The sequence below is a fragment of the Anabaena lutea FACHB-196 genome, from assembly GCF_014698305.1.
GTDB classification, from domain to species: Bacteria; Cyanobacteriota; Cyanobacteriia; order Cyanobacteriales; family Nostocaceae; genus Anabaena; species Anabaena lutea.
Genome location: NZ_JACJST010000006.1, coordinates 44,143 through 68,617, shown reverse-complemented (window position 1 = coordinate 68,617; position 24,475 = coordinate 44,143). Strand labels below are relative to the sequence as shown.

Annotated in this window: 25 protein-coding genes and 1 pseudogene; 10 read left to right on the top strand and 16 right to left on the bottom strand. The window is 37.3% G+C overall.

Annotated elements, in window-relative coordinates:
* Positions 1 to 15: 15 nt before the first annotated feature.
* Both H6G59_RS08535 and H6G59_RS08530 read left to right on the top strand, forming a co-directional pair.
* Complete coding sequence (locus H6G59_RS08535; protein ID WP_190713392.1) at positions 16 to 963, top strand: D-2-hydroxyacid dehydrogenase; 948 nt, start codon at positions 16 to 18, stop codon at positions 961 to 963.
* Between the two features lie 24 nt (positions 964 to 987).
* Complete coding sequence (locus H6G59_RS08530) at positions 988 to 1,731, top strand: 2-phosphosulfolactate phosphatase (protein WP_190713390.1); 744 nt, start codon at positions 988 to 990, stop codon at positions 1,729 to 1,731.
* Between the two features lie 212 nt (positions 1,732 to 1,943).
* Here the strand turns inward: H6G59_RS08530 and H6G59_RS08525 are convergent, their stop codons facing one another.
* From H6G59_RS08525 to H6G59_RS08495, 7 genes are all read right to left on the bottom strand, one after another.
* Positions 1,944 to 2,588, bottom strand: a complete 645-nt coding sequence (locus H6G59_RS08525; RefSeq protein ID WP_190713388.1) for an HAD family hydrolase — start codon at positions 2,586 to 2,588, stop codon at positions 1,944 to 1,946.
* A gap of 19 nt (positions 2,589 to 2,607) precedes the next feature.
* Complete coding sequence (locus H6G59_RS08520) at positions 2,608 to 3,189, bottom strand: beta-class carbonic anhydrase (RefSeq protein ID WP_190713385.1); 582 nt, start codon at positions 3,187 to 3,189, stop codon at positions 2,608 to 2,610.
* 442 nt (positions 3,190 to 3,631) lie between these two features.
* Positions 3,632 to 4,675, bottom strand: a complete 1,044-nt coding sequence (locus tag H6G59_RS08515; RefSeq protein ID WP_190713383.1) for an aliphatic sulfonate ABC transporter substrate-binding protein — start codon at positions 4,673 to 4,675, stop codon at positions 3,632 to 3,634.
* 385 nt (positions 4,676 to 5,060) lie between these two features.
* A complete protein-coding gene (locus H6G59_RS08510) occupies positions 5,061 to 5,498 on the bottom strand; it encodes a bifunctional diaminohydroxyphosphoribosylaminopyrimidine deaminase/5-amino-6-(5-phosphoribosylamino)uracil reductase RibD (RefSeq protein ID WP_190713381.1) in 438 nt (145 codons plus the stop codon).
* Between the two features lie 57 nt (positions 5,499 to 5,555).
* Positions 5,556 to 6,821, bottom strand: coding sequence for an MFS transporter (locus H6G59_RS08505; RefSeq protein ID WP_242038828.1), 1,266 nt, complete (start codon positions 6,819 to 6,821; stop codon positions 5,556 to 5,558).
* Between the two features lie 202 nt (positions 6,822 to 7,023).
* Complete coding sequence (locus H6G59_RS08500; protein ID WP_190713376.1) at positions 7,024 to 7,773, bottom strand: SDR family NAD(P)-dependent oxidoreductase; 750 nt, start codon at positions 7,771 to 7,773, stop codon at positions 7,024 to 7,026.
* A gap of 157 nt (positions 7,774 to 7,930) precedes the next feature.
* Positions 7,931 to 8,209 (bottom strand): P-loop NTPase, encoded by a 279-nt coding sequence (locus H6G59_RS08495; RefSeq protein ID WP_339327939.1) that lies wholly within the window; start codon positions 8,207 to 8,209, stop codon positions 7,931 to 7,933.
* Between the two features lie 406 nt (positions 8,210 to 8,615).
* Here H6G59_RS08495 and H6G59_RS08490 point away from each other — a divergent pair.
* From H6G59_RS08490 to H6G59_RS08465, 6 genes and pseudogenes are all read left to right on the top strand, one after another.
* A pseudogene (locus H6G59_RS08490) lies at positions 8,616 to 8,813 on the top strand (GNAT family N-acetyltransferase); the annotation flags it as partial.
* Positions 8,814 to 8,870: 57 nt separating this feature from the next.
* Entirely contained in the window at positions 8,871 to 9,701 is an 831-nt protein-coding gene (locus tag H6G59_RS08485; RefSeq protein WP_190713669.1) for a dienelactone hydrolase family protein, read from the top strand.
* A gap of 71 nt (positions 9,702 to 9,772) precedes the next feature.
* Entirely contained in the window at positions 9,773 to 11,083 is a 1,311-nt protein-coding gene (locus H6G59_RS08480; RefSeq protein ID WP_190713372.1) for an O-acetylhomoserine aminocarboxypropyltransferase/cysteine synthase family protein, read from the top strand.
* 49 nt (positions 11,084 to 11,132) lie between these two features.
* Positions 11,133 to 12,188 (top strand): homoserine O-acetyltransferase MetX, encoded by a 1,056-nt coding sequence (gene metX / locus H6G59_RS08475; RefSeq protein WP_190713370.1) that lies wholly within the window; start codon positions 11,133 to 11,135, stop codon positions 12,186 to 12,188.
* A gap of 30 nt (positions 12,189 to 12,218) precedes the next feature.
* Positions 12,219 to 12,995 carry a class I SAM-dependent methyltransferase gene (locus tag H6G59_RS08470; protein ID WP_190713368.1) on the top strand — a complete coding sequence of 259 codons (777 nt, stop codon included), beginning with the start codon at positions 12,219 to 12,221 and terminating at the stop codon, positions 12,993 to 12,995.
* A gap of 45 nt (positions 12,996 to 13,040) precedes the next feature.
* Complete coding sequence (locus tag H6G59_RS08465; RefSeq protein ID WP_190713366.1) at positions 13,041 to 13,481, top strand: GNAT family N-acetyltransferase; 441 nt, start codon at positions 13,041 to 13,043, stop codon at positions 13,479 to 13,481.
* Positions 13,482 to 13,649: 168 nt separating this feature from the next.
* Here H6G59_RS08465 and H6G59_RS08460 read toward each other — a convergent pair whose 3' ends face one another.
* The 6 genes from H6G59_RS08460 to H6G59_RS08435 form a co-directional block, all read right to left on the bottom strand.
* Positions 13,650 to 14,192: a DUF2808 domain-containing protein gene (locus H6G59_RS08460; RefSeq protein ID WP_190713363.1), complete on the bottom strand. Its 543-nt coding sequence runs from the start codon at positions 14,190 to 14,192 to the stop codon at positions 13,650 to 13,652.
* A gap of 162 nt (positions 14,193 to 14,354) precedes the next feature.
* Positions 14,355 to 14,741, bottom strand: a complete 387-nt coding sequence (locus tag H6G59_RS08455) for a tautomerase family protein (protein ID WP_190713361.1) — start codon at positions 14,739 to 14,741, stop codon at positions 14,355 to 14,357.
* A gap of 23 nt (positions 14,742 to 14,764) precedes the next feature.
* Positions 14,765 to 15,784, bottom strand: a complete 1,020-nt coding sequence (locus H6G59_RS08450) for an isopenicillin N synthase family dioxygenase (protein WP_190713359.1) — start codon at positions 15,782 to 15,784, stop codon at positions 14,765 to 14,767.
* 490 nt (positions 15,785 to 16,274) lie between these two features.
* Entirely contained in the window at positions 16,275 to 16,874 is a 600-nt protein-coding gene (locus H6G59_RS08445) for a thioredoxin family protein (protein ID WP_190713356.1), read from the bottom strand.
* 85 nt (positions 16,875 to 16,959) lie between these two features.
* On the bottom strand, positions 16,960 to 17,868 hold the full coding sequence (locus H6G59_RS08440; RefSeq protein ID WP_190713354.1) for a TauD/TfdA dioxygenase family protein: 909 nt from the start codon (positions 17,866 to 17,868) through the stop codon (positions 16,960 to 16,962).
* An 88-nt stretch (positions 17,869 to 17,956) separates the two neighbouring features.
* Positions 17,957 to 18,106 carry a glutathione S-transferase N-terminal domain-containing protein gene (locus H6G59_RS08435; protein ID WP_242038826.1) on the bottom strand — a complete coding sequence of 50 codons (150 nt, stop codon included), beginning with the start codon at positions 18,104 to 18,106 and terminating at the stop codon, positions 17,957 to 17,959.
* A gap of 519 nt (positions 18,107 to 18,625) precedes the next feature.
* Here H6G59_RS08435 and H6G59_RS08430 point away from each other — a divergent pair.
* Positions 18,626 to 18,979, top strand: a complete 354-nt coding sequence (locus H6G59_RS08430; protein WP_190713352.1) for a DOPA 4,5-dioxygenase family protein — start codon at positions 18,626 to 18,628, stop codon at positions 18,977 to 18,979.
* 10 nt (positions 18,980 to 18,989) lie between these two features.
* A complete protein-coding gene (locus H6G59_RS08425) occupies positions 18,990 to 19,643 on the top strand; it encodes an HAD family hydrolase (RefSeq protein WP_190713349.1) in 654 nt (217 codons plus the stop codon).
* 508 nt (positions 19,644 to 20,151) lie between these two features.
* On the opposite strand, the gene H6G59_RS08415 is transcribed toward H6G59_RS08425, so the two are convergent.
* The 3 genes from H6G59_RS08415 to H6G59_RS08405 form a co-directional block, all read right to left on the bottom strand.
* A complete protein-coding gene (locus H6G59_RS08415) occupies positions 20,152 to 21,027 on the bottom strand; it encodes a bile acid:sodium symporter family protein (RefSeq protein WP_190713347.1) in 876 nt (291 codons plus the stop codon).
* Positions 21,028 to 21,148: 121 nt separating this feature from the next.
* A complete protein-coding gene (locus H6G59_RS08410; protein WP_190713345.1) occupies positions 21,149 to 23,485 on the bottom strand; it encodes an arylsulfatase in 2,337 nt (778 codons plus the stop codon).
* A gap of 55 nt (positions 23,486 to 23,540) precedes the next feature.
* Positions 23,541 to 24,473: a formylglycine-generating enzyme family protein gene (locus H6G59_RS08405; protein ID WP_190713343.1), complete on the bottom strand. Its 933-nt coding sequence runs from the start codon at positions 24,471 to 24,473 to the stop codon at positions 23,541 to 23,543.
* Positions 24,474 to 24,475: the final 2 nt, after the last annotated feature.

The following is a 24,475-nucleotide window of genomic DNA, read 5'->3' as shown; positions in this document are numbered from 1 at the left end:
TCAATATTATCAATTATGAAAATCATTTTGCCAGTAGAAATTGCCCATGAAATTGAGCCGCAGTTACCTAAAAATACTATTGTAGTGCGTGTAGATAGTGAGGGTAATATAGATGCTGATGCCACAGATGCAGAAGTTTATTTTAGTTGGTTCTATCTCAAACCAACTACTTTACATCGAGTATTAGATGCTGCGCCTTTACTGCGTTGGCATCATGCCCCAAATGCAGGGGTAAATCATATTTTGACACAAAAATATTTAGAAAAAGATTTAATTTTAACCAATGGTGCAGGGGTTCATGGTATTCCTATTGCTGAATTTGTGATTACTTATCTACTGGCTTATTCTAAACGATTACCAAGTTTATATAAACTACAAAATGAGCATAATTGGCAACGAGGTTTACCAATCCAAGAATTATTCGAGAAAACTTTATTAATTATTGGTGCAGGTGGAATTGGTCAAGAAATTGCTGTTCGTGCTAAAGCTTTTGGAATGCGAATTTTTGGCAGTTCTCGTCATCCAAAACCATTACCAAACTTTGATAAAGTGGTCGGGGCTAATGATTGGAAAGAACTACTTTCAGAAGCAGAATTTGTGGTGATTGCTACGCCTTTAACGCCAGAAACTAAGGGAATGATTGATGTAGAAACCCTGCGTTTATTCCGCCCAGATTCCTATTTAATTAATATTGCACGGGGAGCAATTGTTGATGAATCAGCACTTACTAAAGCTTTACAAGCAAATTGGATTGCTGGGGCAGCTTTAGATACAGTATTTACAGAACCATTACCAGCGGATAGTCCTTTGTGGACATTACCAAATGTCTTTATTACACCCCATTGCTCTGGTCATTCTCCTAGAGTAAAAGAGAGAACAATTGCCCTATTTCTTGATAACTTCAACCGCTATTATCAAGGTAAACCTTTACGCAATGTGGTAGATAAAACTGCTGGTTATTAAATATGAATTTAATAAACTCACGATATGATTTACAATCAAATAGGATTTGATTTGCGTTGTGAATGGGGTAAACAGGGAGTTGAAAAACTTGCTCCTATTAGTGACGTAATAATTATTGTTGATGTGCTTTCTTTTTCTAGTTGTGTAGAAATCGCCACAAACAATAATGCTATTATTTTTCCTTTCTCTACAAATAATGAATATATAACAAGTGAATCAGTTGTTGATTATGCACAAAGAGTAGGTGCAGAAACAGCATTACCAATGGCTAGATCGAAAAATGCTTATTCTCTTTCTCTTCAATCGCTTGTCAATATTCCTCCAGGAACTAAACTAGTTTTACCATCACTCAATGGTTCTACTTTATCTTTACTTACAGGACAAACACCAACTTTAGCTGGTTGTTTGCGAAATTGCCAAGCCGTGGCACAGTTTGCCAAAAAATATGGCAATAAAATTGCAGTTATTCCTGCTGGAGAAAAATGGCAAGAAGATAGAAGTCTCCGTCCTGCATTTGAAGATTTAATTGGTGCTGGAGCTATTCTCAGTTACTTACCTGGTAGCTTATCACCAGAAGCGGCAATAGCTGTAGCAGCGTTTCAAACTGTTAAACATGATTTGTTGAGTTATTTGCAAAAATGTAGTTCTGGTAAGGAGTTAATTGCTAAAGGTTTTGATTTAGATGTTGAACTTGCATCAGCCTATAATGTTAGCAATTGTGTACCTGTATTTACTGAAAATGCCTATATAAAACAGGATGTTAATTAACAGCTACTTATGTTCTATATAACTTTCTTAAATAGTTTTTACGGGATGTAAAATAAACCCGAAACTCTTGTTAATCAACACAGGTTATTCTCTTACGTCGAATTCAGGTTCCGAATAGTAATGGTAGGAATAAAATTATTTGGCTGATGATTAATAGTTTCTCCTAAAGCATATATGGCATTACTCAAAATCTTCATAAATACCTGGTTTAGTTACAGCAGTTGAGAAAGCTGCCCCATATCATTAAAAACTATCTTCGCTCCAGCAGCAGTAAGAGCAGTAGGATAGGTATGTTGGGCATAACCAAAAACAGTCATTCCTGCCGCACATCCTGCTTGCACACCTGGTACAGAATCTTCAATCACAACACAATGTTCTGGATTTGTGTTCATTTGCTTGGCTGCATGAATATACACATCAGGAAAAGGTTTAGGACGCGGAACATCATAACAACTATATATTTTTCCTTCAAATTGATGTAGAAGTCCCGTTAATTTCAGGACTAGTTGAATATGACGGTGGCTGCTATTTGATGCCACACATTTTGGTAATGTAATTTGCTCCAATAGTTCGGTAATGCCTGAAACTGCCTGTAATTCCTGCTGCAATGCAGGGAATTCTCGTTCCTTACAAATTTCGATAAAGTTTTTGGGCAATGGTTTATTGTAAGATTGCTCGATAATTTCTAAACAAGTTTTGAGAGACTTGCCTATAAATTTTTGAGTTACTTCTGTATGCGTGATAGGAAAACCAAATTCAGTGAGCGTTTCTGCAAAAATGCGATTGATAATTGGTTCGCTATTAACCAAAACTCCATCACAATCAAAAATTACAAGTTTGAACCCAGTTTCGCCCATATTATTACCTCAAATTTACCTAGCTTGCCTTACCAATTTCTGTGGCTTCTGGAACTTCAATCAACTTTCCAGTTTTCACATCATAAATGTAGCCATAAATCTGAATTTCTCGTGGTACTAATGGATGCGATCTAATTCGCTTTACATCTATATAAACACTCTGGGATAAGTCCCCAATAGTCAACCAATCAATAAACTCAGCTTCATTTGATCCCCCTCCAGAGCCTATATCATACCAACCTGTTTCATTTAATTGGGCAGTTTGCAGACTATTAGCCAGTAAGCTTCGCATGATTTGGTCTGTGAAGGTTTCCATACCACAATTAGTGTGATGAATCACGAACCATTCACGAGTGCCTAGTAATTTGTAAGAAATTATTAAAGAGCGAATAGCATCATCACTGGCACGTCCACCAGCATTACGAATTACATGAGCATCACCTTCAGCTAATCCTGCAAATTTAGCTGGGTCGAGTCGCGCATCCATACAAGTAAGAATCGCAAACCGACGTGCAGGAGGTATGAGTAATTCGCCTTTACTACCGAAGTTTTCCGCATAACTATGGTTAGCTGATAACACTTCTTCTAAAATTTGGCTCATGTTTATTAATTAAATTACGGTAAACCGATAAATTTTATGGAGTTACAAATAATAATTTCCCACAAATCAATCTAAAAAACAAGTCTCTTCAGTATTATTCTGAGCGGGTGTTGCCCCATTTGATACTTAAACGGTGATTTTAGCACCATCAAACTTCGTGAAAATAAAACCCACCGTTTAAGGGTCGCCTGTATAGGGAATAACTTTAGAAGTAGGTTGGGTTGTGGAACGTAAACGTTCGCGGAGCAATGGAACGTATCCCTTCGCGACACTACGTGAACGCGGAGCGTGGCGAAGCCATAACCCAACATTTATAAGCTTTTTTTGGGTTGCGCTATCGCTTAACCCAACCTACAAAAATTTTTAAATTTTCCTCAACCCCATTCACTATGAAAATGAAAAGGTAAAAGTGGGTTTTGAAAACCGGATTTGATATGAAAAGCTACTTCAGTCTTTTAGGTGTAATAGCTTGAGCTAATTGAGCAGGTAGAGTTGCATCTTTAACGTTTATCTTGCGAGGAATAACTTTTTCTTCAAAATAAAAATCTGCAACTTTCTGTTGTTCTGCAATGATTGCAGATGTCAGTTTTCTTAACCGATATGTCCGTCGGCGTGCCACAGTTTCTAAAACTGATATATCTAATTTCAGTTCAGGTGCAAAAGCTTTGGCAACTTCTTTTGGATTTTTGTCAGCCCATTCTCCAACCTTGTCTGCTTCTTCTAAAAACACTCGTGCTAATTCAGGATTTTTAGTAATAAATTCCCGTCTACCCAGATAAAATCCGCCGAGAGTATTAATCCCTGAAGCATTTCTCAAATTACGAATAGGGATGGTTTTTTCCACAAGAGCTAAAAAGGGATCACCACCTACCCAAACTTCAACTTTATTTTGAATAAAAGCATCACGAGCTTCAGATGGAGTTAGTCCCACAACTTGAACATCACTAATCTTTAAACCCACTTCTTTTAAAGCTTTAGCTAATAAATAGTGTGCATTCGATCCCCGTTGGAAAGCAACTTTCTTACCCTTAACATCCGCTAATTTCTTAATAGGAGAATTGGCTCTGACGATAATACCTTGTCCTAATCCTCTACTGGGTACACGCCCCGCAATATAAATAACTTCCGTAATACCAGCAGCTTGAGAAAATATTGGTGGTGTTTCTCCCACAGTCCCAATATCAACTTTACCTGCATTCATAGCTTCTATTAGTTGTGGTCCGGCTGGAAATGGTCCTACCCAATTTACCTTTACACCCAAGGCTTGAAAACGTGGTTCAACAACTTTTTTGACTTTAACAATATCCCCAGAAGTTTGATAAGCCAAGTTGATGACTTTAGCACTAAATCCAGATTTTGTCTGAGCTTGGCTTGTTTGTAATAAACTACCTGTTAGGGGTGTAGATAGAGCAAACAATCCCAGTAATGAATATTGAACAAACCGTTTTAAAATTGTACGGCGTTGTGGTAAAAATGGTATTTTCATAGCTGAAATATTCAGAGCGTATTTGGAGTTGAATAAAATTTTAGAAGAACTACTGTATGTATACCGGAATTAAGTAGTTATGGATATTACTTTTGCATAAATAAATATGAAAATCAAGTATTTTCTAATACATTTCTTGTTTATCAAGATTTATTTTTAGCATTTTAGCTAATGGCTGAATACTCTACTAAGAAAGGTAAGAATTCAGGTGGAGTAATAAGATCCCCGACTTCTTTTGTTTATTATGTCCACAAATTATAAATTGATGTCAGAGGTTGGGAATCTGGGTATGAACGAGTTTTATAGCTGAATACATACAAATAAATATAAATTCAACAAATATAGGGTCAACGTTATTCATAATATTGATTTATTGGTAGGAGCATCATTCTGTTTTCCACAGATATCGTCCCATATCGAGTTCAGCTTCCGCTTGTAACAAACCAACCGATACCGCTATACCTGCTTGTTCCACTAAAGCAATACCAAGACCATTATTTCTAGGATCAGGATCAAGCATAGCTACATAGACTTTTCCTATTTTCCGACTCACAAAAGTCTTTGCACAAGAGGGAGTTCTGCCATGAAACGAGCAAGGTTCTAAAGTAACAAAAGCAATAATATCGCTCAAATCACCACTGATTTGTCGGAGTGCCATTGCTTCTGCGTGATCTGCTCCTGGTTGATTGGTGTAACCTCGTGCAACAATCTCATGATCTCGAACCAATACACACCCGACTGGTGGGTTAGGAAGGCAGTTTGGTAAAGCTTTGCGTCCTTCTTGCAGTGCCTCCCGCATAAAATATTCCAATTTTTCAGTCATGATTCTAAAAAGAAGTCGGGGATCTTATCTTTTGAACTGAATGCTTACGAATACTCATTAAGAAAGTAATCCCATTTCTTGATATATTGGGTTTACCACTTTTCTAATATTTGATATTTGTCTAGCAAAAAAATAAGTTCCCAAAATACAACAAACACCGCCAAATAACAAAGCATTATCAACACCAATATAATTTGCTAATCCTCCGAAAAATAAATTCCCAAAAGGTAATATTCCTAAAAAAGTAGTCATAAATATACTGGTTACTCGTCCTCTTTTATCTTCTTCTACTAAAATTACTTGCAGAAAATTACTAATCGAAGCTAGAGTTAAAGTGTTTGTTAATCCCACAATAAAGATCAATATCAAACAAATTTCTAGCTGTGTTGAGCGAGAAAATAATATTAATGATACTCCCAGCACTAGAGTAGAAATTGCCATAACTTTTTCTAGTCCTATTGCTTGTTTACGCTGCATTAGATAAATCCCAGAAAAGATAGACCCAAAAGCTGTAGCAGTCATCAGAAAACCCATCGTTTCTGCATTACCTTTTAAGACTTCTTTGGCAAATATTGGCATCAGATTTACATAGGTCATTGCCATAAAGCAAACTACAATTTGCAAGATTAAAATGGATTTAATTGGTATAAAACTATATGCAAAAATAAATCCTTCTTTAAGGTTATGCAAAATTTTTGTAGAGTTGGATGTTGATAAGTTATTGATATTTGGTTTAATTTGCATAGTCAAGATAGCCGATACAAAAGGTAAATAGCTAATAGCATCTACTAAAAAACATGATGCTGCACCATTTTTAGCAATCATCAAACCCCCAATCATGGGACTAACAAATTTAGCGGTATTAATTAAAAATGAATGTACAGCCATTGCGCTATAGGTATCACTTCTATTTTCTACTAATCTGGGAATAGTTACTTGACGTGCTGGTAAATCAAAAGCTTTTACTATTCCCTGGAGAATACCAATAATAATAATAGCTATAAAATTAATCTGATTACTCACAGTTAAAAATGTTAGTAACGAAGATAGAAAAATAGAAACTATCTGAGTAGTTAATAAAACATATCTCAAATTCCATCTATCTAGTAATACTCCTACTATTGGTGTAATAACCAAACCCATAGCTTGATTTGTAAAGCCGGCAACACCAACTAAAATTGGTGAATTTGTTAATTGATAAACCATCCATACTAAAGCAATTTGTGTCATCCAAGATCCGAAAAAAGATAGGCTTTCACCAATGACAAAACAAGATAGGTTGGGTGATTTAATTGCAGGTAGAGCTTCCAAAAAAGCAACCATTTTGTTGCTTTTCTTGAAAGAATTTCTATTTTTTTCTAACATTAATACTACCTAATTTTTGATATAATTTTAGTGATTATTTGGTGAGGCTCACATCTTGCACCTTCTCAATAAGGGTGCGGTGGGCATTGCCCACCCTACGCAATAATAAGGGTTGTAGACTTAGATTTTCGCAATAAGATGATGGTGCAAGATATGATGATTATCGGTCTTGTAGAGTTGACCGAATCAAGATTTCATTCACATTTACGTGCTGTGGTTGGGTAACAGCATAAACTATTGCTGCTGCTATATCTTCACTTTGTAATGGTGTAATTGCTTTGCGTCTGGCTTCAATTTCCTGTTTTGCTACTACATCGGTAATATGCTGATCAATTTCTGTTTCTACTAAACCAGGCTCGATGATGGTAACACGGATATTATCTTGATACACTTCCTGTCGTAATGCTTCCGAAAAGGCATTTACACCCCATTTAGTCACATTATAACCAGCCATTCCTGCACGAGCGATGCGTCCAGCTACGGATGAAATATTAACGATATGTCCTGATTTTTGCGCTTTAAAAATAGGTAGAACAGTATGAGTTGTGTACATTAACGCTAAAACATTAATATCAATCATTTTCCGCCAATTTGCGGGATCTGCATTTTCAATCCTGCCGGGAAATGATATACCTGCATTGTTTACCAAAATATCCACACGCCCAAATACTGCATTAGCTTTGTGTATCAGGTTTTTAGCTTGAACTTCATCGGTAATATCTGCAACGATTGATAATGCTTGTCCACCATTATCAGTAATCTGTTTTGCTACTGCTTCTAAACGATCGCCCCTTCTGGCTGCAATTACTACTTTTGCTCCTTCTGCTGCTAATGAAATAGACGTAGCTTCACCAATTCCCGAAGAAGATCCGGTAATAATAGCTACTTTCCCCTCTAATTTACCTGCCATAGTAAACGCCCATTGACTAATAAAATACGGTAACTCGATAAAGATGATGTAGTTTATAATCTAGCATCTCACAGATCATTAGAAAAAGCAAGAAAAGTAGCTTCTAATGCCGTAGCAATGTGTATAAATACTTGACTTGCGATCGCGCTAGAATCAGTCAGGGTAAGAGGTTCTCCAATATCACCCCACAAATCGGGCTTTCTTGCACAATCGTAATTTGAGCATCACCAGTACCAGGAGGCAAATCTATTAACAGATAGTCCAATTCTCCCCACTCAACATCATGTATAAATTGAGTAATAATTTTATGTAATACGGGTCTACGCCATGCTAGAGGATGATCCGGTTCTGCCAACAATCCTACAGACATGACTTTGATACCATGAGCTTCTAAAGGTAAAAATTTCTGATTGTTCTTCCTCTCGCAAAGGGCTATTGTTCAAATCTAATTTTTTCAGCATCTCACGATGATTAGGTATATAAAATTACAAAATCAGTAGTTAGCTAACAGGATAATTACTTTTTTCAAAGAAAAGCTTGCATTTCAATTTCCTCTATGTGATTATTTAAAATAAAATACGGTAATTCGATTGACATACTGTAATTTTATCACAAATTGACTTAAAGTCTGAATATTTTATTGACCTCAACGATCAAGGTAATGTTAACTTAATTCTCTAATTGCGATTATTGGAGTGGTCAAATGATGCTAGAGATTTGGAAAGAAATAAATTCTGGTAAAGGACCTATTCAGCCGATTACGTCACTGGTTAGTACCAAGTTTAGAACATTGAGGAGGACATATTGGATATATGATTCGTCCTCTGTAAAGAGGTAAAGGATACGGTACAAAAATGCTCAGTATGACTCTTGAACAAGCTAGAAAGATTGAATTAAATCGCGTTCTCTTAACCTGTAATCAAGATAATCATGGTTCTGCTCGCGTGATTCAAAAAAATAATGGCAAATTTGCAAGTGAGGGATTATTGGCAAGTAATAATAAAGTTATTTATCGTTATTGGATTGATTTAGGAAAATAGAATCGTAGATGTTTGTTAATTTCAATATCACTGAATAAATCAAGGTAATTAAAAATGATCAAAGAAATAACACGCCGTGAATTTATCGCTACTGCTGCCTTAACAACTGGTTTTGCTTTAGCAGTACAACCTGTTTCAGCTAAAGTAATTACCACAGATACTAAAGGATTAATTGCTGGAGCGGTGAAAATTCCTGTCAAAGATGGGGAAATTCCAGCTTACAGAGCGCAGCCTGACAAGGGTGAAAATTTCCCCATTGTCTTGGTAATTCAGGAAATATTTGGTGTTCATGAACATATTCAGGATGTTGTGCGACGCTTTGCTAAGTTAGGCTATTTAGCCGTTGCACCAGAACTGTTCATCCGTCAAGGCGATGTGTCAAAATTAAGCAACATTGACGAAATTCGCGCCATTGTATCCAAAGTTCCCGATGCTCAAGTGTTATCAGATTTAGATGCTACCGTTGATTGGGCAGTGAAATCAGCAAAAGGTAACGCTGATAGGTTAGCAATTACGGGTTTTTGCTGGGGTGGTCGAATCACTTGGTTATATTCTGCACATAATCCCCAAGTAAAAGCAGGTGTGGCTTGGTATGGAAGATTAGTAAACAATGTTACCGAACTACAGCCTAAACATCCCATTGATATTGCTGCTGAACTCAAAGTCCCCGTGCTGGGACTCTATGGAGGTCAAGATACAGGTATTCCTGTGGACACAGTAGAACAAATACGAGAAAAACTCAAATCTAGCAGCAGTAAATCGGAGATTATTGTTTATCCTGATGCACCTCACGCCTTTTTTGCCGATTATCGCCCTTCCTACCGCGAAAAAGAAGCTCAGGATGGCTGGCAACGTCTTCAAAAATGGTTTAAACAGTATGGAGTGTGAGTAAAAATCTTTGTAGAGACGTTCCATGGAACGTCTCTATATCTGCTTATCAACCTACTGAAGTAATACCCATGTCAGAAAACTATCGTTTTGAAACTCTACAAGTCCATGCTGGACAAGAACCTGCACCGGGAACTAATGCCCGTGCTGTACCCATATATCAAACTACTTCCTACGTTTTTGATGATGCTGATCACGGAGCGCGATTGTTTGCTCTCCAGGAGTTTGGTAACGTTTATACCCGCATCATGAATCCGACAACGGATGTATTTGAAAAACGGATTGCGGCTTTGGAAGGGGGTGTTGCAGCTTTAGCTACTGCAAGCGGTCAAGCAGCGCAATTTTTAGCATTGAGTACGATCGCACAAGCAGGAGATAATATTGTTTCTACCAGTTTCCTCTATGGGGGAACTTATAACCAGTTCAAAGTTTCTTTACCACGATTGGGAATAAATGTCAAATTTGTGGAAGGAGATGATCCAGAAAATTTCCGTCAAGCAATTGATGAAAACACAAAAGCTCTCTACGTTGAAACCATTGGTAATCCCCAATTTAACATCCCAGACTTTGCAGCTTTAGCCCACATTGCCCACGAAAACGGTATTCCTTTAATTGTAGATAATACCTTCGGTGCAGGTGGATATCTCGCACGACCGATTGAACATGGTGCAGATATTGTTGTCGAATCTGCAACCAAGTGGATTGGAGGGCATGGTACATCTATTGGCGGCGTAATAGTTGATTCTGGTAAATTTGACTGGGGTAACGGCAAATTTCCACTCTTTACAGAACCCGCACCCGGTTATCATGGATTAAATTTTCAAGAAGTATTTGGGAAAGGTAGTCAATTTGGAAATATTGCCTTTATTATTCGTGCCAGAGTCGAAGGATTACGAGATTTAGGTGCAGCGTTGAGTCCATTTAACGCCTTTCTGTTACTGCAAGGATTAGAAACCCTTTCCCTGCGTGTAGATCGTCATGTCAGCAATGCCTTAGAATTGGCTCAATGGTTAGAGAAACAAGAGCAGGTAACATGGGTTAATTATCCAGGACTTCCCAATCATCCATATCATCAACGAGCGAAAAAATATCTCCGACATGGATTTGGGGGAGTTCTCAACTTTGGTATTAAAGGTGGATTAGAAGCAGGAAAAGCTTTTATTAGTAATGTGAAATTGGCCAGTCATTTAGCAAATGTAGGTGATGCGAAAACCTTGGTAATTCATCCTGCTTCTACAACTCATCAACAGCTAAGTGATAGTGAACAAATTTCGGCTGGTGTAACACCAGATTTAGTGCGGGTATCTGTGGGAATTGAACATATTGACGATATTAAAGAAGACTTTGAACAGGCATTTAAGAAGGTGACAGGGAACAGGTGACAGGTGACAGAGAATAATTACCAATTACCAATTACCAATCACCTTTTTTATGAAATACTTAGACTTCATTTCACCAAAAACCCAGTTTTACCAATTGTTAGCACCATTTTCATTAGAATCTGGTGAAGTATTAATTGGTGTTCAGGTTGCTTATCGTACCTGGGGAAAATTAAACGCAAACGGCGATAATGGAGTCTTAATTTGTCATGCTCTAACTGGTTCTGCTGACGCTGACGACTGGTGGGAACCTTTGTTTGGTTCAGGAAAAGCCTTTGATCCTGAGCATGATTTTATTGTGTGCAGCAATATTTTAGGAAGTTGTTACGGTACAACTGGAGCAACTTCTATTAACCCAAAAACAGGAAAGGCTTACGGTGTATCTTTTCCCAGAATTACAATTAGGGATATGGTGAATCTCCAAGCTGCACTATTAGAATATTTGGCAGTTAAATCTCTGCGATTGATAATTGGTGGTTCACTGGGTGGAATGCAAGCCTTGGAGTGGGGGTTATTGTATCCAGAAACGGTGAGAGCAATTTCGCCAATGGCCTCACCTGGAAGACATTCAGCTTGGTCTATTGGCTTAAGTGAAGCTCAAAGACAGGCAATTTATACAGATCCAAATTGGCAAGGTGGGAACTATACAAGTGATGCACCTCCGAACCAGGGACTAGCTGTAGCACGGATGATGGCAATGATTACCTATCGTTATTGGGAGAGTTTTACAAATCGCTTTGGCAGACAGCAAGATGAATCTAATCAATTTGCCATAGCCAGTTATTTACAATATCAAGGACAAAAATTGATAGAACGTTTTGATGCTAATACCTACATTACCCTCACTCATGCAATGGATAGTCATGATGTTAGTTGGAACAGAAAAGATTATCAATCTGTTTTACAAAGTATCAAACAACCAACTTTAGTTGTGTCTATTGATTCTGATGTTCTGTATCCTCCAGTGGAGCAACAAGAATTAGTAGATTTAATTCCTCATGCTCAATTGGGATTGCTCCATTCAACTCACGGACATGATGCGTTTTTAATTGATATAGAAGCATTGAATGAAATGGTAGTTTCTTTTAGACAAGAACAAGATATTTAATTTAATTGTAGATTTTAGATCATTAAAAAAATGCCTATTTATGATTCCATTGGTAAAAACTATTCAACATCTCGTATTCCCGATACTCGCATTGCTAAGAAGTTAATTGATTTATTAAATTTACCTCAAGGTAGCATTATCGCTGATATTGGTGCTGGTACTGGTGGTTACAGTCAATTAATTGCCAACCAAGGATTTTCTGTTTATGCTGTAGAACCTTCATCAGTAATGCGAATTCAAGCAATACAGCATCCCCAAATCAAATGGTTTACTGGATATGCAGAAGCTTTACCTTTAGCAGATAAATCTGTTGATGCAGTTATAAGTATTCTGACTATTCATCATTTTTCTGATTTAGCAAAAGCTTTTCAAGAAATGCAACGAGTAGTTAAAGATGGAGCAATTATTTTATTGACTTTTGATATCAGATTAGCTCAAAAAATATGGATTTATGATTACTTTCCTTGTTTGTGGGAAGAGGCATTAAAGTTTTTGCCACTTAACGAAATTGCCAATTTAATTCAAGTAAATACTCAAAGAAATGTTGAAGCTTTTCCTCTCATGTTAACTCATGATTTATCTGATTTATTTGCAGCAGCAGCTTGGAGAAGACCAGAAATGTATTTAAAACCCGAAGTTCGAGCAGGAATATCAGCCTTTGCTTTTTATGATCAGAATTTAATTGAACAAGGAGTGCAAAAATTAATGAATGATTTAAGTAATGGTGAATGGGATAAAAAGTATGGAGAGATTTTGAATTTACAAGAAGTTGATATAGGTTATCGGTTTCTGCGAGCAAAGTTTTAAATAATATAGGAATCTAATTTTTTATAAATTCAAATTTTAGAAATTATGACTATTAGACAAGCTAAAATAAAAGATGCGGAACAAATAGCTATTCTTTGTGAGCAACTTGGATATTCTGCTACCAAGGAACAAATTGAGCAACGGTTGAATAAAATTCAAAATAATAGCTCTCATGTTATCTATGTTGCAACTGTAGAAAATGAATATGTAATTGGTTGGGCGCACGCTCATATTTCTGATTTAATAATAATTCCTAATCAAGCACTTCTTTTCGGTTTAGTTGTAGATAAAAATTATCGAAATAATGGAATTGGAAAATTATTAATGCAGCATATTGAAGAATGGGCTACTTTAGTTGGCTGTGAAGGAGTCATACTTCGTTCTAATATTAAACGTCAAGAGGCTCACTTGTTTTATGAAAAAATTGGCTATACCAATACTAAACAATCGTTGACTTTTTATAAAAAATTAACATCTCAAGAATAAATGATTAATGGAAAATTTTCCCATTCTTAGCCAAAAAATTCAACAATCAGGTGCAAAAATATGGCAAGATAATAATAAAGCTGAATAATTGTCGTCTATCATTTATCTTTATCAACTAATTGATGATATTGCTGAATTTGTATAAAAAATCAGCAATTCCTACACACTTTACCATTTATCAAATAGGTGATCATCAAAATTATTGTAAAATTGCAACCGAGCAGTTCCTACAACTAAATTATTTGTCTTTTCACCAGAGGAAACCACTTGTACTCGAAATAGATAAATACCTTCGCTGGTAGGATTATAAAAAGGTTTTAAAGCGATAGTAATTGTTTGATTTGCAGAAACTGGTTTATCAAAAGTAGCAATGATAGTTCGCGGTTGATTTGAACTCTTAGCTAGTGTAATACCTAGCTTTTCTTTTTGTCCCTCTGCTTCTACAAAAGCAAAACTCTCTTTTTGATTAAATTCAATATTTTCTAAACCTTCTATTTGTGTAAAAACAACTTCTTGTAATTGCCAATTAGCTAGAGATTCTGGTAATTTGATGGTGAAATAATAAGTTGCGTCCCAAGAACCTGTTTGATTGTAAGTTGTTGTGGTGGTTAACAACGGTTTTGGTGGTATGCCGTAGGTAGTAGGCACAGATAGCAACAATATTCCTGTACTAATAGCTAGGGTTTCACATAAAGTTTTAAAGCTGTTCATTTTTTTAGGTTTGATATTTTAAATGGGTTTTTCTATAAAAGCACATATCCAATTGTTTTGTTCATAAATCGTAAGAATTCAGGAGTCAGGAGACGCTTCGCAGACCTTCGGTATTCTCTATCCTGAATAGTTACCATAAGTCAAGTTTAACTAGCAAATTTATTAAACATCAACTTTATAATTCAGTTCATGTTCATCTCCTGGTAGCCCTCGAAAACCCCAGTTGTGCTTGGGTGTCTCAAAAATCGTAATCTCTAAATCTTGCGAAGAAATACCCAGTGGTTGTAACCGTTCAAATAGCAGACGGATTAACTGTTTCTTTGCTTCTACACTCCGCCCTTCAAACATACTAAACTCGATAATGGTATACTTATCACTACGTGCCGATGGATAATAAAAGTCCAATTTATCTAAGGGAAAAAAGCGATGAAATCGCTTATCTACCGGATATTGTAACGCCTCCATAACACAGCTATGAATTGCATCTGAAAGTTGCTGTTTGATAGGATTCAGATAATCCCTGATTCCATAAACCTTAACCTGAGTCATACATCCTCCTTTTTCCAATATCCCTACAAAACTACTCTTCGCAACTCTGGAAAAACCTTGGACACCTTACTCAATACATAATCGCCATAAGTGCCACGAAAATCATGAACATTTGCTTTATCCCAGCGTTCTTCTTTGTCATTATTTACCACTTCACCTAATTTAATTGGTTTCACCTCAACATCAAAATTAGGGTCAAAAAAGAACGGAAAAGAAAGGCGATTCCTAGCAGAAATATTCTTGACTCTGTGGGGTGTAGACTTATATAAACCTCCTGTCATCAGTTCCAACATATCGCCAATATTGCAGACAAATGAACCTGGAATAGGTGAGGCATCAATCCAGCCTGATCTAGATTTTACTTGTAATCCACCTGAATTATCCTGCTTGAGAATCGTCAAAATTCCATAATCTGTGTGTTCACCCACACCCCAACTAGGTTCACTATCTGATACAGCCAAATTAGGAGGATAATTAAAAATACGAAATAATGTCAAAGGATTAGAGGTGTAACGGTCAGCAAAGTATGATTTTTCCAATCCCAAGCTGAGGGAAATTCCCGCCATGAGATGGTGTCCAAGTCGCGTCATAGCGTCCATATAATCCAACACTGTTTCACGAAACAGGGGAATATTAGATGGGAATAAATTTGCACCGTGCATTGGTGTACTAGCTTTCACCAATGGGTGATTTGCTTCCAATTCAGTACCAAAATAAATACCTTCTTTTAAATCAGGTTTACCTGATGTCAATTCACCCCCAACTGGAAAATATCCCCGCCATGCTTTACCAGCCAAAGCCATCTGAATTTCCATTTTAGTAGCTAAATCCTGAGCAAAAAACTCTTGGCTAAGTTGCTGTAAACGTAGCTGCAAATCTTCATCTACACCATGTCCAGTTATATAGAAAAATCCACATTCTCGGCAAGCTTGATTAATTTGAGATGCAACTATTTGCTGCTGTTCAGTTCCAGAAACTAAAGCACTAATATCAATTACAGGAACTTGCGAAAAACTTTGTACTAAAACTTGTGATTTTGTCATATAAAATTTTTGGCATTGTTGATATTTTAAAACAAATATAGTAATCCTAAATCAATTGTGAACACTTGTCTTCAAAAAGACTTTTATGGATTAATGTGATCTAGTTTTATATTTCTCTTCTTTGTGATTACACTCTTAATTATTTTATTAATGCTACCTAAATTAGTTTACTGGATATCCTTGGTACTCTAACACTCTCAAAAGCGTGACTCTTAACCTGGGCTTGTCATCCTTAATTCTGGGTCTTGACTTTTAGAAAATATAATATGTCTAGCTAATATTTAGATACTTTAATTATTTGAATATAGAAAGTTTTATCATAGATAATTAACAAATCTATGATTGAGTATACTGGAAGATTTTGTTCATGCAGAAGCAAGTTTATTTCATGAATAGGATTTATAAAAATTCAGTCCAATTAAAAATTCTGTAGAGACGTTCCATAAAACATCTCTACATCAGTTAGCACTATTATCCACAAAATCCCTAACTACCCAACCGCTACCGGAACCTTATAATAAACTGGCTCATTCCCTGCTTTCCATTTAATATTGCACCCAATACTCGGCTTTTGCTGCCAAGTAATTACCTCATCAGCTAAAACATAATTAATCGCTTTCCGTAAATCTTGTCCAGTTACAGGTAAACCATTTTTCGGACGACTATCATCTAATTGTCCCCGATAAGCCAACTTTCTGTTTCTATCAAATACAAAAAAATCGGGAGTACAAGCTGCAAAAAAATCTTTAGCCGCTTTTTGACTTTCATCATAAAGCAAAGGATAGGATAAATCTATTTCTTGAGCAAAATCTTTAAGTAATTCTGGTGCATCATCAGGATGAGTATGAATATCATTAGAACTAATAGCTACAATACCCACATTTCTATTTTTGTAATCTTGTCCTAATTTTGCTAATTCAAATTTGATATGTTGCACAAAAGGACAATGACGACTAAGAAAGATAACTACCAATACTTTTTTATCAGCAAAATTTGCCAATGAAATCGTTTTACCTGAAACCACATCTGGGAGATTAAATTTAGGTGCTAAAGTCCCCAAAGGTAACATTGTCGAAGGTGTTAAAGCCATAAAATCCAATTCCTTAAATTATCAAATTCATGATCGAAACGGTGCGTTACGCTTTGTGGTAACACACCCTACAGTTAGCCTGTGATTAAGCTGCTACAAGATTGGGAATATATGCCGAAGAATCACCTTTAATGGCTTGACTATACTTACCGTCAATACTTAAAGGAAGATCACCAGCAATGGTTACACGCTGCACACGACGGGGTTGATCTCCATAATCTGCAACGGCATAATGTTGAGTAGCACGGTTATCCCAAAATGCCACATCCCCAACTTGCCAACGCCAACGCACTGTGTTCTCAGGTCGTGTAATATAAGATTGCAATAAGCGCAGAATATCGGCTGATTCAGTTGGAGATAACCCGCGAATTTGACGCACAAAACCACCGATAAATAGACCTTTTTCTCCAGATTCAGGATGAATTCTCACCACTGGATGCAAGGTTTCATACACTGTTGACGTAAACACATCTCGGTAAGATTTGACTTCTTCCGGTATATCAAAGGCTGTGGCATAATCATAGGCATTACTATGTACAGCCCAAAGTTTATCCGCTAAATTACGCAAATGCTCCGGTAAATCTTGGTATGCAGTCACAGAATTTGCCCAAATAGTATCCCCTCCCGCCGGCGGAATTACCAATGCCCTCAAGACTGATCCAAGAGGCGGACGATCTACAAATGTGACATCGGTGTGCCAGTTATTTGCACGGGCAACAGTGCGGCTATAATCTAAATCCAATACTTCTGGATGTCCAGGAAGTGATGGAACTGTGGGATGTGCAGTAGTGATTTCACCAAAACGACGCGCAAAATTTACTTGTCCATCGGCATCAAGTTCTTGGTTACGGAAGAAGATGACTTTATATTGAACCAAGGCTTTTCTAATTTCACTGATGATTTCATCACTGAGATTTTCAGCTAGATTAACACCTTTAATTTTTGCACCGATACGTCCAGCAATTGGTTTAACTTCTATGTTTTGATAACTCATAAATTTGTGTTTTCAATGTTAGGAATAGTTGAATGCAGCGTTTCACTAAGCAGCGACAGGAACAGGAGCAGCAAATTTAGCATATCGCTCAATAAGGAGAAACTTTTGTAAAACCCTCTGGTTTATTCTGCAAATCAATTTCAATCAAATCAAAATCAATACCCTTTTCTTGAAGTACCAAGCGGGTACGGTGAGCATAAGGACAAACAACTGCACTATAAATTTTAATATCAGCCATGTTTAAATTCCTTAGTAAATTAGGATTTGTGTTTGGGAAATTTGTTGACATCAAAAACCCAAATCTTACAGCGATTTTCAGGTAAATAAACCACAAACTGACCTCTCTCCAAACCTCTCTCCTGCAAGGCGAGAGGCTTTGATTTACCCCCCTTCCCTTGTAGGGAAGGGGCTGTGGGGGTTAGGTCTAATAATTGTGGTTCAAATACATGAAAACTGCTGTAAATAGTCAGTAGTTACTTGCAATACCGAGATCAGCGCAGACATGACTATTGCCAGTTATCTGTGCATCACCCTTGAGGGGGTTGAATAATTTATTGACGATTTGGGACAAAATACAAACTACGGTTTATTGACTGATTTATCGGGGTTTGTTTTAGTAGTATTACACGACCAGAAAGAAAATTCAAGTGGTTTGACAAGAAAATAGATGCTTAACTAAATTTATGACTTAAAAATGATTAGTATATCTAAATAATTGTTAAGTTATACTTGAGAGCAAAAGGTGAAATCAAGAACTATGGATAAAAATACTGATGTTACTGGTTTTCATGCACATATTTATTTTGATACTGTCAGTCGTGAAGCCGCTGCTCGTGTAAGAGAAGGTTTAGGTGCTAAATTTGATGTAAGATTGGGACGTTGGCATGAACAGCCTATCGGACCACACCCAAAATCTATGTATCAAGTGGCTTTTTTACCACATCAGTTTGGTGAAGTTGTGACTTGGTTAATGCTTAATAGAGAAGGTTTAGATATTTTGGTTCACCCAGAAACGGGAGATGATGTCAAGGATCATACAGCGCATTCTCTGTGGTTAGGGGAGAAACTACTTTTGAATATTGAGTTTCTGCAAAGGTTGAAAACTATTTAAACTTACCAAAATGCTTTCTCGCACAGTCCTTTTTGACCTAGATGGAACTCTAACTGATCCTAAACCGGGGATTACTCGCTGTATTCAGTATGCCTTATCGGAACTTGGTTATAAACCACCAGATGCTAATGAATTGCTTTGGTGTATTGGACCACCATTGAAAAGCAGTTTTTCCCAGTTATTGCAAACCTCTGATGACAGATTGCTAGAAGAGGCAATTTTACTATATCGTAGTCGCTTTTCTACGATTGGGTTATTTGAAAACTCCCTTTATCCACAAATTCCCGAAACCCTAAAAATTATTCGTGCTGCTGGTTATCAGATTTTTGTAGCTACTTCTAAACCTCAAATTTATGCTACGCGCATTATTGAATATTTTGATTTAGCACCTTTGTTTGATGGTGTTTATGGTAGTGAGTTGGATGGAAATAGAAGTGTAAAAGGTGAGTTAATTTCCTACATTATAGATAGAGAAAGACTTTTAAAGTCTAATGTGGTAATGGTAGGCGATCGCTCTCATGATATCATCGGAGCTAAGAAAAATAATATTGCTGCAATTGGTGTGACTTATGGTTATGGAAGTAGGGAGGAATTAGAATCTCACAAAGCTGATTTAATTGCTGATTTTCCAGGTGATATTCCTACATTGCTACCTTTGATTTGATTAAGATAGCAAATTTAAACCTATTTAGTGCGATCACTTCGTTCGTAGTATGTATCGCTCTTGGGGAATTCGGGGTAGGATAATTATACAAAGACAGATTTATTCACTTAAATACTCCTGTCTGCGTTCCTGGATGAGTTCATCTACCAAGTTTCTATCAGGTGATTTATCTTTTAATAAACCTCTTAATTTTTTAACTTGTTGTTTGAGGCTGACTAATTGGAGTTTTCCGTTATCTTCCAGAGTTAAAATTAATCTATCTCCCGATTCTAAATTAAGTATTTTTTGAATTTATTGGGGTAAAGTTAAACGTCCTTCCGGTTCAATATCAAGTGTATAGTGTTGAGGAATTGATGAATTAGCAAGTGTCATAGCTTGATATTCCCTTTTTTTATACATATTTCTAGTTTAGCAAAAATCAAAGCCTTTCTTGCTTTTATGTGGAATTTATCAGTTCATGCTTAGAGATATATAGACAGTTCCACTAAGATCAATCATTTTCATGTCATCATAAAACCTCTACCTTTTCTAAATTTACACCCTGTCCTTGATCTAATTCTGGTAATTTTTTCCCCAAAATCAGAACTGAAACCATCATTAATAAACTCGTCACCATAATCACACTTATCACATTCGGATCATCAAAATTGCTCGTACCTATTAACAATGCTGCGGCAAAATTGCGTTGTGCAGTTCCCACTCCTAACACTCTTTGAGTATCAATACCAGGGCCACCCAATAAATAACCCACAGTAAACGAGAAGATAATAAAAATAGCACAAACAAAGATTACACCATTTGTCAATAAAACAATAATTTCACCGAAGTGTACTATCAACCTCACTCCTAAACCTAAAAGCAATCCGAAATTAGATATTTTGAAAGTAAGTGTTTGGAGATTTAAAGCGATATCTTCATATTTTGCCTTAATTACTAACCCAATTGCCAACGGTGTTAACATCATCAATATTAAAGGTTTAGCAATATCCCAAGAATTGACTTCTACACCTTGCAGAACTAATGGTAATACAATCGGCATATAAAAAACAGTGCCGAACATTAACATCATCATCAACCCTGTAGAAAAAGCTAAATTCCCCTTAACTATTTGAGCAAGTTTAGGTAAAGCTGGAGGACCTGATGCCAATGCCATGATGATTAAACCATCTTTCACAGGTTCATTAACAGGTATTACTTGCAGCAGCAAATATACAAAAAGTGGCACTAATACAAAATTTGTCAGTAGTGATAAAACAACCAAACGGATATTACGAAGAGGTTGCCAAATCTGTTGTACAGTTAACTTTAAACCTGTACCAAACATAGTAGCAACAACAAATGCTAGAAATGCGATTTTGTCAAGGATGGGGATAATTTCATTCATAGATTTTTATTTCTTTTATTTCGCGCAAAGTCGCAAATAAGAAAGCAAGAACTCAGCATGATTTTTAAAAATACTCTTAATCTTGCTCTCCGCGCCTCTGCGCCTCTGCGTGAGAAAACAATTATTTCAAATTCAAAGTAACTTTTTGTAAATTACCTGTGAACTCAAACGGTACTTGATAAGTTTCCACAATAGGAGTACCTGTATCTCGACCGACATCAAAAGTTTCATTTAAAGCCAAACGGTAGGGTAAAGTTTTTTCAATTCGACCTTCAGCTACCTGTTGATCATTAATGAATAACTTCCCAATTCCACCTGCACCAACTCCACCACCGTCATAATCAAAATTAAATTTGATTGTTGATTTACCCGGTGCTAATTTTTCAGGAGATTGAATAATGTAACGTTCGGAATTAACAAAGTTGTAAACGTAAGTTGGTTTACTATCTTCTAGGAAAAATCCCCAACCAGCAAAACGTCCCCCTTGAGTTAACAGAACACCCTCTGCACCACTTTCAGGAATTTCTACATCAGCAGTAATACTAAAGGATTTATTTTTTAAACTTGGGGCGCTACCTTCGGGAATACTGACACCCGGATAGTAGGTAAATTCTGTACGTCCTGCGGCTGGAGAAGGACGACTTTGAACATCAAATCTTTCAGAAAGGCGATCGTCTAATGGTAAAACTTTGTGTTTACGCGCTTCTGATAAAAATAACTTTTGCAGTTTTTTCAATTTCTCTGGATTTTCAGATGCTAGGTTATTGGCTTCACTAAAATCTTTTTCAATGTTGTATAGTTCCCAAGGATCTTTCTCGAAGTCTGCATTAATTGTACCCTGCCAAGGTAATCGGGGATGACGCGCCGCAGCTATCCATCCATCATCATAAATAGCCCTGTTTCCAAACATTTCAAAATACTGAGTTTCATGTTCAGAATCAGCTTCAGGATCATCAAATGTGTAAACTAGGCTAGTACCTTCAATTTTCTGTTGTTTTACGCCGTTAACTTGGGTAGGTGCAGTAATTCCTGTTGCTTCAAAAATCGTTGGTGTAATATCAATGACATGATGGAATTGGCTACGAAGTCCGCCTTGATCTTTGATTTTATCCCCCCAGGCAATAATCAAGGGGTTACGAGTTCCACCAAAATGAGAGGCTATTTGCTTTGTCCATTGGAACGGAGTTGTACCTGCCCATGCCCAAGCTGCATGATAATGATTGAAGGTTTTAGGACTTCCTAAGTCATTCAAAGAAGCTAAAAGTTGTTCTCGGCTTTCGGGTACTTTATTGAAAACTTTTAATTCATTAACGCTACCTGATAAACCACCTTCAGCACTAGCACCATTATCACCAACGATGTAGAAAATTAAGGTATTGTCTAATTCACCAATTTGGTCAATGGCATCAATTAATCTTCCTACTTCATGGTCGGTATGTGCTAAAAATCCGGCAAATACTTCCATTTCATGGGCATCAATTTTTTGATCTTCTGGAGATAAGGAATCCCACGCTGGTAATTCTTTGGGACGGGGGGTAAGCTGGGCATTAGCAGGAATTACACCCAGTTGTTTTTGACGGGCAAAGGTTTCTTCTCGTAATTTATCCCAGCCTTGATCAAACTTGCCCTTATACTTGTCTATCCAGGCTTTGGGGGCGTGATGAGGTGCATGGGTAGCACCGGTAGCCAAATAGGTAAAGAAAGGCTTATCAGGGGCTATAGACTGTTGAGAATGAATCCAGCTAATAGCATGATCTACTAAATCTGGTGTCAAATGGTAATCAGGGTTATTGGTTGGTGGTGCAATCCGCTTCGTATTTTCTACCAAAGCCGGACTCCATTGGTTAGTATCACCACCCAAGAAACCGTAAAAATACTCAAATCCTAACCCTGTCGGCCAGCGATCAAAGGGTCCAGCCGCACTGGTTTCATAGTCTGGTGTATTGTGCCATTTACCGAAAGCTGCGGTGTTATAGCCGTTTTGCCGTAATACTTCCGCTACAGTAGCCGCACTCTTAGGTAAAATAGTTGTGTAACCGGGAAAACCAGATGCTAACTCTGCAACTACACCTGTACCCACTGAATGATGATTGCGTCCAGTTAATAAAGCTGCCCGTGTAGGTGAACAGAGGGCTGTAGTGTGGAATTGGTTATAACGTAATCCTTTTTCCGCTAACCGAGTTAAATTCGGGGTATCTACGGGTCCACCAAAGGTACTCGCTTGCCCAAAACCTACATCATCCAATAATACTAATAATACATTGGGGGCTTTTTCCGGGGCTTTAATTGGTGCGGGAAAATCCGGTGTTGATTCTTTGTAGGTGATGCCGATTTTACCTTTGAAAGATGGTGGATTAACTGGTAATACTTTTCCTGTATCTGCTAGGGCGGGGCTAGTAGTGATGAGGAAAATGATGGAAAGAGATAATGCGAGCGATCGCAAAATTAAATTTAACATATTTTTTTCTCACGCAGAGACGCAGAGGCACAGAGAGGAATTAAGAGAGTATTGTTTAATTCAGGTTTTTTACTAATCGAAAGCCGATATGAGTTGTTCCGGTATCAGGAGATTCTGATTCTCTTGCGGCGGGACGATAACGGCTACAATAGTTTGGCGCACATAGATAAGAGCCACCTTTGATCACGTGCAGGACGGTTTCTGTGGGGTTAACGGATCTATCGTTGAATAAGTCGGAAGTCCATTCCCACACGTTACCGGTCATGTCGTAAACTCCATAACCATTGGCAGGAAATGAACCAACAGGAGCTACACCGACGTAACCATCAGCTTTGGTATTAAAAAATGGGAAGATTCCCTGCCAAGTATTCGCTTTTTTGGCTGAATACTGGGTTCCCCAGGTATAAGTTGCACCTTCTAAACCACCACGAGCGGCGTATTCCCACTGTGCTTCTGTTGGTAGGGATTTTCCTGCCCATTGGGCGTAGGCTAGGGCATCTTCGTAGGCAATATGTACAACTGGGTAGTTTTCTTTACCTACAATTGTGCTATCCCCACCAAAGGGATGTTGCCAGTTAGCACCGGGTGTCCAATGCCACCAACTGAGAACTTGAACTTGCTTAACGCCTTGCTTTGGCATTTGAAAGACTAAAGAACCTGGTAATCTTTGCTCGTCGGGTAAGTCGGGAAACTGCTCTTTTGATAATGGGCGTTCTGCAACCGTTACGTAGTTTGTGGCTTTGACAAATTCAGCAAATTGGGCGTTTGTCACTTCGTATTTATCAATGCAGAAGGAGCTAACTGTGACGTTTTCTCCTGTTCGCTCTTCCACAAAACCAGAATCATCTGCTCCCATTTTGAATGTACCTCCAGAAATCATTACCATTCCTGGAGGACAGGGATTAACGGTAACTGCTAATGCTGGTAAATTGGTGAATAGTGATATAAGTGTAATTACTTGAATCAGCAGTAATATTAAAAACCGCATTT

Bases quoted from the DNA above. Each gene is read 5' to 3' on its own strand.
- H6G59_RS08465 (WP_190713366.1), top strand. From the start codon at position 13,041: ATGACTATTAGACAAGCTAAAATAAAAGATGCGGAACAAATAGCTATT.
- metX (WP_190713370.1), top strand. From the start codon at position 11,133: ATGAAATACTTAGACTTCATTTCACCAAAAACCCAGTTTTACCAATTG.
- H6G59_RS08500 (WP_190713376.1), bottom strand. From the start codon at position 7,773: ATGGCAGGTAAATTAGAGGGGAAAGTAGCTATTATTACCGGATCTTCT.
- H6G59_RS08470 (WP_190713368.1), top strand. From the start codon at position 12,219: ATGCCTATTTATGATTCCATTGGTAAAAACTATTCAACATCTCGTATT.
- H6G59_RS08505 (WP_242038828.1), bottom strand. From the start codon at position 6,821: ATGGTTGCTTTTTTGGAAGCTCTACCTGCAATTAAATCACCCAACCTA.
- H6G59_RS08405 (WP_190713343.1), bottom strand. From the start codon at position 24,473: ATGCGGTTTTTAATATTACTGCTGATTCAAGTAATTACACTTATATCA.
- H6G59_RS08530 (WP_190713390.1), top strand. From the start codon at position 988: ATGATTTACAATCAAATAGGATTTGATTTGCGTTGTGAATGGGGTAAA.
- H6G59_RS08445 (WP_190713356.1), bottom strand. From the start codon at position 16,874: ATGGCTTTAACACCTTCGACAATGTTACCTTTGGGGACTTTAGCACCT.
- H6G59_RS08410 (WP_190713345.1), bottom strand. From the start codon at position 23,485: ATGTTAAATTTAATTTTGCGATCGCTCGCATTATCTCTTTCCATCATT.
- H6G59_RS08455 (WP_190713361.1), bottom strand. From the start codon at position 14,741: ATGACTCAGGTTAAGGTTTATGGAATCAGGGATTATCTGAATCCTATC.
- H6G59_RS08535 (WP_190713392.1), top strand. From the start codon at position 16: ATGAAAATCATTTTGCCAGTAGAAATTGCCCATGAAATTGAGCCGCAG.
- H6G59_RS08480 (WP_190713372.1), top strand. From the start codon at position 9,773: ATGTCAGAAAACTATCGTTTTGAAACTCTACAAGTCCATGCTGGACAA.
- H6G59_RS08430 (WP_190713352.1), top strand. From the start codon at position 18,626: ATGGATAAAAATACTGATGTTACTGGTTTTCATGCACATATTTATTTT.
- H6G59_RS08435 (WP_242038826.1), bottom strand. From the start codon at position 18,106: ATGGCTGATATTAAAATTTATAGTGCAGTTGTTTGTCCTTATGCTCAC.
- H6G59_RS08415 (WP_190713347.1), bottom strand. From the start codon at position 21,027: ATGAATGAAATTATCCCCATCCTTGACAAAATCGCATTTCTAGCATTT.
- H6G59_RS08450 (WP_190713359.1), bottom strand. From the start codon at position 15,784: ATGACAAAATCACAAGTTTTAGTACAAAGTTTTTCGCAAGTTCCTGTA.
- H6G59_RS08525 (WP_190713388.1), bottom strand. From the start codon at position 2,588: ATGGGCGAAACTGGGTTCAAACTTGTAATTTTTGATTGTGATGGAGTT.
- H6G59_RS08515 (WP_190713383.1), bottom strand. From the start codon at position 4,675: ATGAAAATACCATTTTTACCACAACGCCGTACAATTTTAAAACGGTTT.
- H6G59_RS08460 (WP_190713363.1), bottom strand. From the start codon at position 14,192: ATGAACAGCTTTAAAACTTTATGTGAAACCCTAGCTATTAGTACAGGA.
- H6G59_RS08425 (WP_190713349.1), top strand. From the start codon at position 18,990: ATGCTTTCTCGCACAGTCCTTTTTGACCTAGATGGAACTCTAACTGAT.
- H6G59_RS08440 (WP_190713354.1), bottom strand. From the start codon at position 17,868: ATGAGTTATCAAAACATAGAAGTTAAACCAATTGCTGGACGTATCGGT.
- H6G59_RS08510 (WP_190713381.1), bottom strand. From the start codon at position 5,498: ATGACTGAAAAATTGGAATATTTTATGCGGGAGGCACTGCAAGAAGGA.
- H6G59_RS08520 (WP_190713385.1), bottom strand. From the start codon at position 3,189: ATGAGCCAAATTTTAGAAGAAGTGTTATCAGCTAACCATAGTTATGCG.